The following is a 13,893-nucleotide window of genomic DNA, read 5'->3' on the forward strand; positions in this document are numbered from 1 at the left end:
CTCCTCAGTCGACCTTCAGGACCGCCAGGAAGGCCTCCTGCGGGAGGTCGACGCGCCCGACCTTCTTCATCCGCTTCTTCCCTTCCTTCTGCTTCTCGAGGAGCTTGCGCTTGCGGGTGATGTCGCCGCCGTAGCACTTGGCCAGGACGTTCTTGCGCAGCGCCCTCACCGTCGACCGGGCCAGGATCTTCGCCCCGATCGCCGCCTGGATGATCACCTCGAACATCTGGGGAGGGATCATCTCCTTCATCTTCTCGACGAGGGAGCGCGCCTTGGGCGCCGACTTGTCGCGGTGGACGATGAAGGCGAGCGCGTCGACGGGCTCCCCGTTGATGAGGACGTCGAGCTTCACGAGGTCGGCCGCGGCGTAGCCGGTCAGGTGGTAGTCGAACGAGGCGTAGCCTCGGGAGACCGACTTGAGCTTGTCGTAGAAGTCGAGGATGACCTCGTTCAGCGGGAGGTCGTACTTCAGGACGGCGCGCTGCGTGCCGGCGTACTCGAGCGAGACCTGCCGGCCGCGGCGCTCCTCGCAGAGCGCGAGGATTCCCCCGAGGTACTCGTCCTTCGTGATGATCGTCGCCAGGATCCGCGGCTCCTCGATCACCTCGATGAGCTGCGTCTCGGGGAGCTTCACGGGGTTCGAGATCTCGACGACCTCGCCGCGTGTCGTCGTGATCCGGTAGGGGACCGACGGGGCGGTCGTGATGAGCGACAGGTCGAACTCGCGCTCCAGCCGCTCCTGGATGATCTCGAGGTGGAGGAGCCCGAGGTAGCCGCAGCGGAAGCCGAAGCCCAGGGCGGTCGACGACTCCGGCTCGAACGTGAAGGAGGCGTCGTTCAGCCGGAGCTTCTCCATCGCGTCGCGCAGGTCCTCGTAGTCGTCCGACTCGGTCGGGAAGACCGACGCGAAGACCATCGGCTTGACGTCGAGGAAGCCGGGGAGCGCCTGCGTCGCGGGGCGCTCGGACTCCGTCATCGTGTCGCCGATCTTCGTGGAGTGGAGGTCCTTGATGCCGGCGATGACGTAGCCGACCATGCCGACCGTCAGCTCGGGGACGACCTGCTGTTTCGGCGTGAAGATGCCGACCTCCTGGACCTCCGAGACGAGGTCCATACCGAGCATCTTCACCTTCATCCCCGCCCGGATCGCCCCGTCCTTGACGCGCACGAGGCAGGTGACGCCGCGGTAGACGTCGAACCAGGAGTCGAAGAGGAGCGCGCGCAGCGGCCCCTCGGGGCTGCCCTCCGGTGCCGGGATGTCGTGGACGATCTGCTCGAGGAGCTCGCGGACGCCGGTGCCGGCCTTTCCGGACGTGAGGACGGCGTGCTGCGCCGGGATCCCGATGACCTCCTCGATCTGCTCGCGGGCCATCTCGGGGACCGCGCTCGGGAGGTCGACCTTGTTGATGCAGGGGATGATCGTCAGGTTGCCGTGGATCGCGAGGTAGGCGTTTGCGAGGGTCTGCGCCTCGACTCCCTGCGTCGCGTCGACGACGAGGACCGCCCCCTCGCACGCCGCCAGCGACCGGGAGACCTCGTAGGTGAAGTCGACGTGGCCGGGCGTGTCGATCAGGTTGAGGACCCAGGCCTGCCCGTCCTCGCTCTTGTAGTTGAGCGAGACCGCGCGGGCCTTGATCGTGATGCCGCGCTCCTTCTCGATCGGGTTGTCGTCGAGGACCTGCTCGCGCATTTCCCGCGCGGTCAGCGCGCCGGTGATCTCGAGGATCCGGTCGGAGAGGGTCGTCTTCCCATGGTCGATGTGGGCGACGATCGAGAAGTTGCGGATGCGGGAGGGGTCGGGCATGGCGTTTGCGGGCAGGGGCGCCCGAACCCTTGATTCTAGAGGCCCGGGGGGGGGGGGGCCCCCCCGGGGGGGGGGGGGGGGGGGGGGGGGGGCCGGGCGGCGAGCCTAGTCGATCGGGCGCGGCGCCCCGGGGAGCGCCCACGGCAGGCTCTCCAGCGGCCAGCGCGAGCGTGCGGGACCGGAAGACCCCTCGTGCGGCACGCCCGCCCGGTGACGCAGGAGACCGGCGAAGGCGACCATCGCGGCGTTGTCTCCGGTGAGGGCGCGCGGGGCGAGGAGGACCTCGACGCCGCGCCGCGGACCCCAGGCGGCGAGCCGCTCGCGCAGGAGCTCGTTCGCCGCGACGCCACCGGACACGGTCAGGAGCGCGAAGGGCGCCGCCGCGAGGAGGCGGTCGAGGCGGTCCTCGAGCTGGGCGACGACGACCTCCTGGAATGCGGCGAGGAGGTCCCGGAGGGCCGGCGGTGCGTCCTCCTCGGCGAGGGCCGGGCCCCTGAGGGCGACGCCCGTGTTCGGGGCGTAGCCGAGCGCGGCGAGGCGGTCCCGAACGGCCGTCTTCAGGCCCGAGAAGGAGAGGTCGACGGAGCCCCCCTTGAACCGCGGCACGGCGAACGGCTCGACGACCCGGCCGGTCCTCGCGAGCCGGTCGACCACGGGCCCGCCGGGGTAGCCGAGCCCCGCCATCTTCGCCACCTTGTCGTAGGCCTCGCCCGCGGCGTCGTCCCGCGTCCGGGCGAGAAGGGAGATTCCCTCGGGGGCGAACGAGAAGACGTGGGAGTGCCCTCCCGAGACGACGAGCGCCGCGAAGCGGGACGGGATCGCCCTCGCCGGGGCCCCTCCGCGGTCCAGGAACGGGGAGAGCGCGTGCCCTTCGATGTGGTGGCCCGGGACGAACGGGACGCCGAGACCGAGCGCGATTCCCCTCCCCTCGGCGAGCCCGACGAGGAGTGCGCCGACGAGGCCGGGGCCGGCCGTCGCGACGACGAGGCCGACGTCCTCGAGCCGGGCGCCGGCCCGTTCGAACGCCTCGTCCAGGAGCAGCGGGAGGTTCGTCAGGTGGGCCCGGGCCGCGATCTCCGGAACGACGCCGCCGTAGCGGTGGTGCATGTCGATCTGGGAGGAGACGACGGACGCGGCGATCGCCCCGTCCTCCCCGAGGAGAGCGACGGAGGTCTCGTCGCAGGAGGTCTCGAGGCCGAGGACGAGGCTCACGGCAGGGCCAGGAGGCGGGCGAGCTCCTCGGCGTGCGGCGGTACGGACACCCCGGCTTCCGTCACGATGGCGTCGACGAGAGACGCCGGGGTGACGTCGAAGGCGGGGTAGAGGGCCGGTACGCCCGCCGGGGCGACCGAGAACGGGCTGTCTCCGGTGGGATCGAGGAGGAGGACCTCGGTCCCGTCCCGCCATTCGATCGGGATCTTCGCGCCCGACGGACATCCGGGGTCCAGCGTCGTCCGGGGCGCGACGACGACGAACGGGACGCCGTGCGCGCGGCAGGCGAGGGCGACGCCGTAGGTCCCGACCTTGTTCGCGACGTCCCCGTTCGCGGCGATCCGGTCGGCGCCGACGATCGCGGCCGAGATGCGCCCGGAAGCGATCATCGACGCGGCCGCGACGTCGGGCAGGATCGTGACGGCGATTCCGTCCTGCGCCAGCTCCCAGGCCGTGAGCCGCGCCCCCTGCCAGAAGGGGCGGGTCTCGTCGGCGAAGACGGCCACGGGCCGCTCGGCGGCAAGGGCCCGGACGACGCCGAGCGCCGTCCCGACGCCCGTCGTGGCGAGAGCGCCGGCATTGCAATGGGTGAGAAGCGTCAGGGGTGCGCCCGGCTCTCCACCGAGGCGCTGCGCGAGCCAGTCGGCGCCGTGCCGGGCCATCGCCTCGCAGGCGGCGCGGTCCTCGGCCTCGAAGCGTTCCGCCTCGGCTTCGAGGAGTGCGACGCGGGCTGCGGGGGGGGCTCCTGCAGAGGCCCGGAAGGCCATCCGCATCCGGCCGACGGCGGCCGCCAGGTTCACCGCCGTCGGCCGGGCCGCGGCGAGGCGCTCGGCGGCCTCCTCCCACGCGGCCTCGAACCCGGCGCTGCGCGCGAGCCGGCGCACCTCGAGCGCCAGGCCCCAGGCCGCCGCCACGCCGATGAGGGGTGCCCCCCGTACGGCGAGGCTCCGGATCGCCCCGGCGGCGTCGTCGGCCGAGCGGCAGTCGATCCACGACTCCTCGCGGGGGAGGCGGCGCTGGTCCAGGAGGCGGAGGCGGCCGGGCCCGGCGGAGATGGGGACGACCCGGGTCCCGAGCGGAGAGTTCTTCACTCCCCGACTATAGAATCGATCCTCGCCACGAGGTGCCGGTCCGTCCCGGTTCGATTCTCATGCGACGGACCCGAGGAGTCTTCCGATGGCCGTTCTTCCCCGCAGCATCCGCGATCTGACGCTCTCCGGCCGCCGCGTCTTCCTCCGCGTCGACTTCAACGTCCCGATCAAGGACGGCGTCGTGAAGGACGACACGCGGATCACGGAGGCCCTCCCGACGATTCGGCTCGCCCGCGAGAAGGGGGCGCGCCTCGTCCTCGCGTCGCATCTCGGGAAGGCGAAGGGGTCGCCCGACCCGAAGTACTCGCTCGCCCCCGTTGCCAGGAAGCTCGAAGAGCTCCTCGGCGCGCCCGTCGCCTTCGCCGCGGACTGCGTCGGAGAGATCGCGGAGACGGCGGCGAAGTCGCTCGCCGACGGCGGCGTCCTCCTCCTCGAGAACACCCGCTTCCACGCCGGCGAGGAGGCGAACGACCCCGCCTTCGCCAGGAGCCTCGCCGCGCTCGCCGAGGTCTACGTGAACGACGCTTTCGGCACGGCGCACCGCGCGCACGCCTCGACGGCCGGGATGGCGGTCCACTTCGCCCCCGACGCCCGCGGCGTCGGCCTCCTGATGGAGAAGGAGCTGACGGCGCTCGACAAGGTCGTCGATGCGATCGACCGCCCCTTCGTCGGGATCCTCGGCGGCGCCAAGATCCTCGGCAAGATCGCAGCGCTGGAGGCGCTCGTGGAGCGGGCGGACACGCTCCTCGTCGGCGGCGGCATGGCGAACCACTTCGTCGTCGCCCTCGGGCTCGGCATCGGCAAGTCGCTGCTGGAACCCGAAGGCGTTCCGATCGCCCGGAAGGTGATGGACCGGTGCAAGGAGCGGGGCGTGAACCTCGTCCTCCCGTCCGACTTCCTCGTCGCCCCTTCTCTGGCGGACGCCGCGAAGGCCCGCGTCGTCGCCATGAACGAGATCCCGGCCGACCAGGCGGCCTTCGACATCGGACCGAAGACGCTCGAGATGTTCGCCCGGATGACGAAGGGAGCGAAGACGATCTTCTGGAACGGCCCGATGGGCGTCTTCGAGACGAAGCCGTTCGACGCCGGGACGCGCGGGGTCGCGCAGCTCATGGCCGATTCCGGCGCCTTCACCGTCGTCGGCGGCGGCGAGAGCGTCGAGGCGATCAACGAGGCCGGGCTCGGCCCGAAGATCTCCCACGTCTCCACCGGCGGGGGCGCCTCCCTCGACCTCATCAGCGGCAAGAAGCTGCCGGGCGTCGAGGTCCTCCTCTAGGCGTTCTCCCCGCCGCTCGCAACCGCCCGGGCCGGCACTCGCCGGCCCCTCGCCACGGAGGCCTTCGATGACATCCATCCGCACGCCCCTCGTCGTCGCGAACTGGAAGATGAACAAGACCCCGGCCGAGGCCGCCGCGTTCTGCGACGACTTCCTCTCGCGGCTCGGCGGCCTGCCGGAGTCGGTCGACCTCGCGATCGCGCCCGCCTTCCCGGCGCTCGAGCGGGTCGGGCGTCACCTCGCCCCGACGCGCGTGAAGCTGGCCGCACAGGACGTCCATGTCGAGCCGAAGGGGGCGTTCACCGGCGAGGTCTCCGTCGGGATGCTCGCCGACCTCGGCGTGGCGATGGCGCTCGTCGGGCACAGCGAGCGCCGGCGCGACCGGAGGGAGACCGAGGCGGACTTCTCCCGCAAGATGAAGCGCCTCGCCGACGCCGGCCTCGTGGCGGTCTACTGCGTCGGCGAAACCCTCGAGGAGAGGGACGGCGGGCAGACGGAAGTCGTTCTGGCCGCGCAGATGAAGGCGCTCGACCTCTTTGGCGACAGCCTGCCGCCCGGGTTCGTCCTCGCCTACGAGCCGGTCTGGGCGATCGGAACCGGCCGCGCCGCAACCCCCGACATGGCCGTCGCGGCGCACGCCTTCCTCAGGGCCCGGCTCGCGGACCGGTTCGGCCCGGCGGCGGCGGGCGTGCGGATCCTCTACGGCGGCTCGGTGACGCCGGCGAATGCCCGGGAGCTCTTCTCGCGCGACGAGATCGACGGCGGGCTCGTCGGCGGCGCCTCCCTCGTTCCCGCCGACTTCGCCGCCCTCGCGGTTGCCGCGGGAGGCTGACGCTCCTCTTTCCCCCCGGTCTTGGGCTTTTCAGGCCGGTGGGGTATTCTCGTCGGCCCGTTTCGCCTCCGGGCGGCGGGCCGGAGCTCGTGCATGATTTACGTCCTCGTCCCGATCTACATCATCGTCTGCGTGTTCCTCATCCTGGTGGTCCTCCTCCAGCAGGGGAAGGGAGCAGACGTCGCGAGCGCCTTCGGCGCCTCCTCGTCGCAGACGACGTTCGGCGCGCGCGGTGCGACGACGGTCCTCGAGAAGGTGACGACGTGGTCGTTCGTCGCGTTCTCCGTCCTGGCCGTCGCGATCTCGCTGCTGCAGGCGCGACCGAAGTCTTCGGTCCTCCAGCAGCTCGGCACCCAGCCGCCGGCCAAGAGCGCCCCGGCCGTCCCGGCCGCTCCGGCCCCGGCGAACGCGGTCCCCGTGGCTCCGGCTGCCGAGACCGGCGCTCCGGCCGCGGCCCCCGCGACCGACGCTGCAGCCCCCGCGACCGCCGCCCCGGCTCCCGCAGGTCCGGCACAGAAGTAGTTACGTTCCGATCCGCATCGAGGCTTGATTCCTCGCGGCGGATCGGTATCATCTCCCTCCCTCACCACCGTGCCCTGGTGGCGGAATTGGTAGACGCGCACGTTTGAGGGGCGTGTGGAGCAATCCGTGCCAGTTCGAGTCTGGCCCAGGGCACCACTCATCAGATCCGAGAAGGCCCGCCGAAAGGCGGGCCTTCGATCGTTCCGGGGGCCGGGCGACTTCAGATCTTCTCGGCCAGCTCCGAGATCCCCGGGATGACGAACCGCTTCCCGCTCGTCGCGTTCGTGATGCAGAGGATCATCACGACGAGATAGCCGAGCCAGAGCGGGATCTGGAGCATCCCGAGAATGCCGATGACGAAGCTCGCCACGAAGAGCCCGACCGTCAGGATCAGGTAGGCGACGAGCAGGACGAGGCCGTGCCGGGCGTGCCACTGCACCTCGCGATCGTTCTTCTCCGTGAGGAGGGGGATCAGGGCCAGGATCCCGAGGTACGACAGGACGAGCATCACGGTGCGGTTCGAGCTCACCTGTGCCGGAGGCGGAGGAGGCGGCGGAGGGGGGGGCAGCGGTGGAACGGGAGCTCCGAGATCATCCGGCATCGCGTTCTCCTTTCGGTGCGAACCGGAGTCTACGGGGAGAATGCCGCTTCAGCGCCCGGCGGCCTCGATCGCCACGATCCGGACCTCGCCGTTGACGGTTTCGACCGCCAGGCGGCCCTTGCCGTCCGCGATCGCCCCGCGCGCTTCCTTCGGGCCCCACTTTCCCTCGACCGACACCTCGGAGAAGTCGGACCGGATCTTTCCGTTGACCGTCTGCAGGTCGAATCGGAAGGACGCGTCGCGGGCGCAGGCCACCGTCACCGAGCCGTTCACGGTTTCGAGGTCGGCCGCCTGGAGGGGCCCGGCGAAGGCGACCTCGACGGACCCGTTCACGGTGTTCACCTGGAGGGGGCCGTCGTGCGACTCGACCCGGACGGAGCCGTTCACGGTGTTGAGGGTCAGCGAGCCGAGCCGCCCTTCGGCCGACACCCGGCCGTTGACGGTCTCGACGTCGACCGTCAGGCCGGCGGGAAGCGAGAGCTCGTAGGCGACCTCGGCCCCGGCCTGGTTCCCCCAGCTGAAGATTCCCCAGCTCCGGGTGGGCTTGGGCAGGATCGTCTCGACATCCAGCGTCGAGCCCTGCTTCGTCACCCGGATCTGCGTCTCCTGGAGGGCTTCCTCGGCGCGCGAGCCCTTGGCCCGCTTCACGGCCGACACCCGGATGTGGGCCTTCTCCCACGTGCCGACCCGGACGGGGCCGTTCACGTTCTGGAGCCTCAGGCTGTCGATTCCCGTGCCGTCGTAGGTCTTCTCGAACTTTTCCTCGAGGGCCTGACCGGCCAGGGCGGCGCCCGAGAGGGCCGCCGCGAGGAGCGAAAGAGCGGCGAGGGGCGCGAAGAGACGGGGAAGACGGCGGGATCGGTCCATGGGCGGCCTCCACCAGCAGAAACGAACGAGGAGCTCCGAAAGTTTCGCCACGGTCACGATTCGCCCACCGTCGTCCCGGCCAGGCGGTCTCCCAGCCTCCTGGAGTCGGGCCTCCGGGCGACCGCGACCGCCTCGAGGAGATTCAGACCCGGCACGAGGAGGGGAAGGTTCCGGAGCACCGAATCGAGCGGTCTCACGGGGCCCCCGTTCGCCCGGGCGACGGAGAGCCCGAGGAGGACCTTGCCGGGGCTCGCCCCCCGCGCGTCCCGCAGGAGAAAGAGCACCACGAAAAGGACCTGGGCCGCCCGGAAGACCCGCGGCAGGCCCGCGGGAGGCTCTGCCGCGAGAAGGACGACGAGAAAGACCACGACCGTGGCGACGAGAAGGGGCCCCCCGGCGAGACAGATCAGGTCGAGGCCCAGTGCCGCGGCGCGCAGCCAGAGGCGCTCGGAGGGAACGGCGGTGAAGACCTCCCGCCTCGGCGTCCCGTAGGATGGGCCGGCGTGAACGTCGTCGAGGCCCTCCGGGCCCTCCGCCTCCGGCCGAAGGCCGAGCTCCACCTCCACCTCGAGGGGTCCGTCCGGCCCGCCACGCTCGTCCGGCTCGCGCACCGCGCCGGCTCGCCCCTCTTCCCCGGCCTGGCGTCCGTCCGCGCCCGGCAGCCGTTCGACGGCCTGCCCGGCTTCCTCGCCCTCTACCGCGACGTCTGCCGCCTGCTGCGGGGACCCGAAGACTTCGCCCTCGTCGCCGGGGACCTGACGGCCCGGCTCCGCCGGGAGCAGATCACCTACGCCGAGGTCTACGTCTCTCCCGCCATCGTCGACCGGCTCGGGTTCGACTGGCCGTCCGTGCGGGACGCGGTCGAGACCGTCTTCGCCGGGCACGAGCGCCGGGGACATGGACGGATCCGGGTCCTGCTCGACGCCGTCCGCCACTTCGGCCCCGACGCGGCGCACCGCGTCCTCGACCTGCACGCCCGGCATCCCTGGCCCCGGGCCGTCGGCTTCGGCCTCGGCGGAGACGAGCTGTCCCTTCCCGCGCGCGACTTCTCCACGGTCTATCGCCGGCTGCAGGGGCTCGGCCTGGGGTCCGTCGTGCACGCCGGGGAGGTGGGGGGCCCCGAGTCGGTCGCCGAGGCGTTGCGCTGGCTGAAGCCCCGGCGGATCGCCCACGGCATCGGCGCCGCCGGCGACCCGGCCCTCGTCCGGCGGCTGGCCCGCTCGGGTGTCGCGCTCGACGTCTGCCTCACGTCGAACGACGCCACCGGCGCCGTCCCGCTCGCGCGGCACCCGGTCCTCGCGCTGCTGCGCGCCGGGGTGACCGTCACCCTGTCGACCGACGACCCCGGCCTCTTCGGGACGACCCTCCTCGGCGAGTACCGGAAGCTGGCCCGTCTCGGGGCGACTCCCCGGGAGCTCGCCGCCGTGGCCGGCGCCGGGTTTCGGGCGGCGCTTGCGCCCCCCGGCCGCCATCAGCCCCCCGCGCCCGCCGCCGGTTCCGCCAGGACCCGCTCGTAGATCGCGAGGTAGCGGCCGACGATGGCGTCGGCGGCGAAGCGGGAAACGGCGCGTTCCCGCGCGGCGCGAGAGGCCGCGGCCCAGGCCTCGTCGTCCCTCAGGAGGCCGACGCCGTCGGCCGCGAGGCCGTCGATGTCTCCGACCTCCCTGAGGTACCCGGTCGTCCCGCTCTCGATGACCTCGGGAAGCCCGCCAGCGCGGTACCCGAGGACGGGAACACCGCACGCCTGCGCCTCGAGGGCCGAGAGGCCGAACGATTCCATGTCGGTCGTCAGGACGTAGAGGTCGGCCGCCGGCATCACTTCCTGTACGGCGGGCGTGTTTCCGAGGAAATGGACGAGCCCCGCGATCCCCTTCTCCCGGCAGAGCGCCTCGGCCGCGGGCCGGTCCGGCCCGTCGCCGATCATCAGGAGGCGGCTCGGGACCTCCCGCCGGACGCGGTCGAAGACCTCGACGACGTCGAGGACCCGCTTGACGGGCCGGAAGTTCGAAACGTGGAGGAGGAGCCGCTCGCCGCCCCGCGCGAAGCAGGTCGTCCCCCGCTGGCCGCCGTCGGGCTTCCACCTCTCGGGGTCGACGAAGTTCGGGACGACGTCGAGCTCCTTGGCGGGGTCGAAGACCTCGCGCGTCACGCGCGCGAGGTATTCGGAGACGGCGGTGACGGCGTCGGACCGCTCGATGCCGAAGCGGGTGATCGGCAGGTAGGAGCGGTCCTGCCCGACGATCGTCACGTCGGTCCCGTGGAGCGTCGTGACGACGGCGAGGCGCCGCGGCAGGAGCATCTCCTGCGCGAGGTGGGCCGAGATCGCGTGCGGGAGGGCGTAGTGCGCGTGGATGATGTCGAGCCCCTCGTGGAGGGCGACGTCGACGATGCGCGTGGCGAGGGCGAGGTCGTAGGGCGGGTAGTTGAAGAGCGGGTAGGTCGGGACCGTGACCTCGTGGTAGGAAACCCTCTCGGCGAAGAGGTTCAGGCGCGACGGGAGGGCGTAGCTGATGAAGTGGACGTCGTGCCCGCGGACGGCGAGCTCGTGCCCGAGCTCTGTGGCGACGACGCCCGAGCCCCCGAACGTCGGGTAGCAGGCGATGCCGATCTTCATCGGCTCAGTACCCCGTCTCGAAGCCGTCGAAGGCGGCGAGCGGGTCGGCGAGGAGCGGGGGCCTCGGTGACACGAACCCCTCCGCCGCGCCCGCGTTGGCGAGGCGCCCGAAGGCGCGCGCCCGGGCGGTGACGCCCTCCAGGAACTCGGGCGAGGAGATGAAGGTCGCGGGCTCCATCGACGCGGGGTCGAAGAACTGGCTCTTGAAGGCGCGGATGGCGGCGAGCTTGACCTGGAGGACTTCCGTCACGTCGACGAGGAAGGTCGGCTCGGCGAGGAACGTGGAGGGGTAGTAGACGACCTGCTGGGGCCGGTGCGGCGCGCGGCCCGTCTCGAGGGTGCGAAGGCCCGCGTAGAAGGCGGCGTCCGTGACGAGGCGGGACGCGCGCACGTGGTCGGGGTGCCGGTCGACGGCGAGCGGGGCGAAGACGAGGCGCGGGCGCCGGCGGCGGATGACGTCGATGACCTCCAGCTCGGCGCACCGGTCCGTGCGGAGATTGCCGTCGCCGAGGTCGAGGCCGTCGCGGAAGAGCGCCCCGAGGATGCGGGCCGACTCGGCCGCCTCGGCGGCGCGGGTCTGAGGGGTTCCCCGGGTTCCCGCCTCGCCGCGCGTCAGGTCGAGGATGCCGACGCTCCGGCCGCGGCGGGAAAGGAGGGCGAGCGTGCCGCCGCAGCCCAGCTCGACGTCGTCGGGGTGCGCCCCGACGGCCAGGATCTCGACCGTTTCCCGCTCGTTCACAGCACGATCTCCTGCAGGCCCGCCACGTCCCAGCGGAGCTGCTCCCTCAGGGGCCCGACGAGGCCCGCGCGTCCGTACCTCAGGAGCCACGGGAGCGGGCCGTAGACGCGTTCGGCGGGACGGCCGCCCGGGGCGAGCGCGGAGGCGAGGCGGCGAAGCTGCCGGGCCTCGGTCTCGTTCGCGCGGCCCGCCGCCGCGCGGGTCCGCTCGAGGAGCTTGTCGAGGCTGAAGCGGAGGTTCTCGCGCGTCGTCTCGAGCGGCTTGCCCAGCCCGGGTTCCACGGCCGCGAGGCGCGGAGCCAGGTCCGCGAGGGCTGCGAGCGCGGCGTCACGGACTCCCGCGAGGTCCGCGAGGAGGGCTCCCTCGCGGGCGGCGCCCCGCGCCGCGAGGAGGGCGTCGGTCCCGGCGAAGAGGTCCCCGAGCCCGAGGCCGAGCTTCTCGAGGGATCGACGCTCGGAGGCGGTCACGAGCGCGGCCATCGGCCGCGCCACGAGCACCGGCGGGACGATCCCGGCCCATTCGAAGAGGGGAAGCATCTGCGCCCAGTACGCGAGCTCGGCCGGGCCGAGGACCGTGGCCGCCACGGGATAGAGCGTCGAGGCCGCCAGCGGCCTCGTGAGCGCCGAGAACGACGGGAGCCACTCTCCCGACTCGAATCGCGCGACGACGTCCTCCGCGTCGAACCGCTCTCCGTCGCGCCCCTTGAGCTCCAGCCGGCCGTCCCTCTCGCGCAGGAGGAGGCGCTCGCCGTCGACGAGGGCGAAGAGCGGGAGGGACTCCGACTCCGAGACGACCTGCGGCGCGTGACCAGCCGCCGCGAGCTGGGCGGCGCGCCCGGCGAGGAGCCGGCGCACTTCGGCTCTTTCACGGACGAGGCGGACGGCGAGCGGCACGAGGATGGGCTTCTCTTCCGGCCGCGCTGCGTCGGCGAAGAGGAGCGAGGGCTCGTCGAGGAGCCAGGAGAGGGAGGCGACGAAGGCTTCGCGGTAGGACGCCCCCTCGTGCGCTGCCCGCAGCGCAGCGAGGCTCTCCTCGTCGGCAAGGGCGCCCGTTCCGGAGCGCGCCCGCTCGAGGAGGGCCGCGACGTCGACCTCGATCGGGAGCGCCCCGACCGGCCGCCTGTTCCTCGAGAGGGGCTCCGGATCGGGCCCCTCTTCCTGGGCGCCGTCGGGTCCCGGAAGTGGGACCCGCGTCACCTCGACGAGGTCGTGGTCCTCCGTGGCGCACCAGAAGACGGGCGAGAGGTCCGTTCCCAGCGGCGTCAGGGCTTCGGCGATCTTCACCGCCGCGAGGGCCTTGACCGTCGTCAGGAGCGGCCCCGTCAGGAGGCCGGCCTGCTGACCCGTGAAGACCCCGGCACGGCGGCCGGCGGCGAGCTCCGCGAGGGCCGGGTCGGCGCCGCCGCGGGGAGAGAACGCTTCGAGGACGGCCGCGGCGCGCGCCGCGATCGCGGGCGCCGTGGCCCTCTCGCCGAGGAACCGCGTCACGTCGGGCTCGCCGGTGGCGTGGCCGAGCGCGAGGCGCGGGATTCCAGGGAGACGCTCGAGCGCGACCGTCACCGCGCAGCTCCGGACACGGCGAGGAGGATGAGCCGGGGCGACCGGCGCGCGTCGAAGGGAGAGCCGTCGAAGTCGCCGAAGGCGGCCGTGACGCGCAGCCCCGCCTCCCCGTGGAGCGCCTCGAGCTCGTCGCGCATGTAGACGCGCACCCTCTCGCGGAACGTGCGCGCCTGCGGGCCGGTTCCCATCGTGATCTCCTTCTCGATCCTCCGCGTCGCCGCGTCGTACCGGCGCCGGATGGAGACGCGCTCCCCCGCGACCGTCTTCTCCTCGCGCGAGACGAGTGTCGAGAGGACGCGCGAGGCGTTGAAGACGTCGGAGAGGAACGCGCCGCCGGGCGCGAGGACCCGGCCGATCTCGCCGACGACGCGGAGGTCGTCGGCCGCGTCGTCGAAGTAGCCGAACGAGGTGAAGAAGTTGACGACCGCCCCGAAGGAGCGGCGCACGAACGGGAGCCGCAGCATGTTGGCGCGGACGAATCCGGGGGCGGGATCGGCCCGGCGGGCCTTCGCTCTCGCCAGGAGCGTCGCCGAGAGGTCGACGCCGGTCACCAGCGTCCCGTGCCGGGAGAGGACCACGGCGTGCCGGCCCGTACCGCAGGCGAGGTCGAGGATCCCGCCGCGCCCCTTCGCCGCGTAGGGGCCGAGGAGGCCGTATACGAACTGGGCCTGCCGCTCGGCCTCGAGGTCGTCGCGGTCCGGGTAGAGGGCGAGGTATTCCTCTCCGAACCAGCTCGCGTACCAGGGGTCTCGGTCCGTCTCGGTGCTCAAGCCAGA

General features: G+C 72.4%; 14 protein-coding genes and 1 tRNA gene. 5 read left to right on the forward strand and 10 right to left on the reverse strand.

What is annotated here, in order from left to right:
- Positions 1–4 precede the first annotated feature (4 nt).
- The 3 genes from lepA to mtnA form a co-directional block, all read right to left on the reverse strand.
- Positions 5–1,804, reverse strand: coding sequence for an elongation factor 4 (lepA, locus tag IPN03_06920; GenBank protein MBK9373458.1), 1,800 nt, complete (start codon positions 1,802–1,804; stop codon positions 5–7).
- 105 nt (positions 1,805–1,909) lie between these two features.
- Positions 1,910–3,016 (reverse strand): tRNA (adenosine(37)-N6)-threonylcarbamoyltransferase complex transferase subunit TsaD, encoded by a 1,107-nt coding sequence (gene tsaD / locus IPN03_06925; protein ID MBK9373459.1) that lies wholly within the window; start codon positions 3,014–3,016, stop codon positions 1,910–1,912.
- The gene (gene mtnA, locus IPN03_06930) at positions 3,013–4,071 is read right to left on the reverse strand and encodes an S-methyl-5-thioribose-1-phosphate isomerase (protein ID MBK9373460.1); all 1,059 of its coding nucleotides are present in this window, start codon (positions 4,069–4,071) and stop codon (positions 3,013–3,015) included. Before mtnA ends, tsaD begins: the two co-directional genes overlap by 4 nt.
- Positions 4,072–4,192: 121 nt before the next feature.
- Between mtnA and IPN03_06935 the strand changes: the two genes are divergently transcribed.
- The 4 genes from IPN03_06935 (at position 4,193) to IPN03_06950 (ending at position 6,893) form a co-directional block, all read left to right on the forward strand.
- On the forward strand, positions 4,193–5,383 hold the full coding sequence (locus tag IPN03_06935; GenBank protein ID MBK9373461.1) for a phosphoglycerate kinase: 1,191 nt from the start codon (positions 4,193–4,195) through the stop codon (positions 5,381–5,383).
- A 76-nt stretch (positions 5,384–5,459) separates the two neighbouring features.
- The gene (locus tag IPN03_06940) at positions 5,460–6,215 is read left to right on the forward strand and encodes a triose-phosphate isomerase (GenBank protein MBK9373462.1); all 756 of its coding nucleotides are present in this window, start codon (positions 5,460–5,462) and stop codon (positions 6,213–6,215) included.
- Between the two features lie 93 nt (positions 6,216–6,308).
- Entirely contained in the window at positions 6,309–6,737 is a 429-nt protein-coding gene (gene secG / locus IPN03_06945; protein ID MBK9373463.1) for a preprotein translocase subunit SecG, read from the forward strand.
- A 71-nt stretch (positions 6,738–6,808) separates the two neighbouring features.
- Positions 6,809–6,893: transfer RNA gene (locus IPN03_06950), tRNA-Leu, on the forward strand.
- A 64-nt stretch (positions 6,894–6,957) separates the two neighbouring features.
- Here the strand turns inward: IPN03_06950 and IPN03_06955 are convergent.
- The 3 genes from IPN03_06955 to IPN03_06965 all read right to left on the reverse strand — a co-directional run bounded on the left by IPN03_06955 (position 6,958) and on the right by IPN03_06965 (position 8,765).
- Positions 6,958–7,266: a DUF4870 domain-containing protein gene (locus IPN03_06955; GenBank protein MBK9373464.1), complete on the reverse strand. Its 309-nt coding sequence runs from the start codon at positions 7,264–7,266 to the stop codon at positions 6,958–6,960.
- A 120-nt stretch (positions 7,267–7,386) separates the two neighbouring features.
- Positions 7,387–8,205, reverse strand: coding sequence for a DUF4097 family beta strand repeat protein (locus IPN03_06960; protein ID MBK9373465.1), 819 nt, complete (start codon positions 8,203–8,205; stop codon positions 7,387–7,389).
- A gap of 53 nt (positions 8,206–8,258) precedes the next feature.
- Complete coding sequence (locus IPN03_06965; GenBank protein ID MBK9373466.1) at positions 8,259–8,765, reverse strand: RDD family protein; 507 nt, start codon at positions 8,763–8,765, stop codon at positions 8,259–8,261.
- On the opposite strand from IPN03_06965, the gene add reads away from it, so the two are divergent.
- Positions 8,709–9,722 (forward strand): adenosine deaminase, encoded by a 1,014-nt coding sequence (add, locus tag IPN03_06970; protein ID MBK9373467.1) that lies wholly within the window; start codon positions 8,709–8,711, stop codon positions 9,720–9,722. The two genes, IPN03_06965 and add, sit on opposite strands and share 57 nt — an antisense overlap.
- On the opposite strand, the gene bshA is transcribed toward add, so the two are convergent.
- From bshA to IPN03_06990, 4 genes are read right to left on the reverse strand one after another with little or no spacing between them, the layout of a single operon-like run.
- Positions 9,677–10,819 (reverse strand): N-acetyl-alpha-D-glucosaminyl L-malate synthase BshA, encoded by a 1,143-nt coding sequence (gene bshA / locus IPN03_06975; protein MBK9373468.1) that lies wholly within the window; start codon positions 10,817–10,819, stop codon positions 9,677–9,679. The genes add and bshA overlap by 46 nt on opposite strands.
- A gap of 4 nt (positions 10,820–10,823) precedes the next feature.
- Positions 10,824–11,558 (reverse strand): bacillithiol biosynthesis deacetylase BshB1, encoded by a 735-nt coding sequence (gene bshB1, locus IPN03_06980; protein ID MBK9373469.1) that lies wholly within the window; start codon positions 11,556–11,558, stop codon positions 10,824–10,826.
- Positions 11,555–13,117, reverse strand: a complete 1,563-nt coding sequence (gene bshC, locus IPN03_06985) for a bacillithiol biosynthesis BshC (protein MBK9373470.1) — start codon at positions 13,115–13,117, stop codon at positions 11,555–11,557. Before bshC ends, bshB1 begins: the two co-directional genes overlap by 4 nt.
- Complete coding sequence (locus IPN03_06990; GenBank protein ID MBK9373471.1) at positions 13,114–13,887, reverse strand: class I SAM-dependent methyltransferase; 774 nt, start codon at positions 13,885–13,887, stop codon at positions 13,114–13,116. The genes bshC and IPN03_06990 overlap by 4 nt, the downstream gene beginning before the upstream one ends.
- Positions 13,888–13,893 lie beyond the last annotated feature (6 nt).

This window comes from Holophagales bacterium, assembly GCA_016719485.1.
GTDB lineage: Bacteria > Acidobacteriota > Thermoanaerobaculia > UBA5066 > UBA5066 > UBA5066.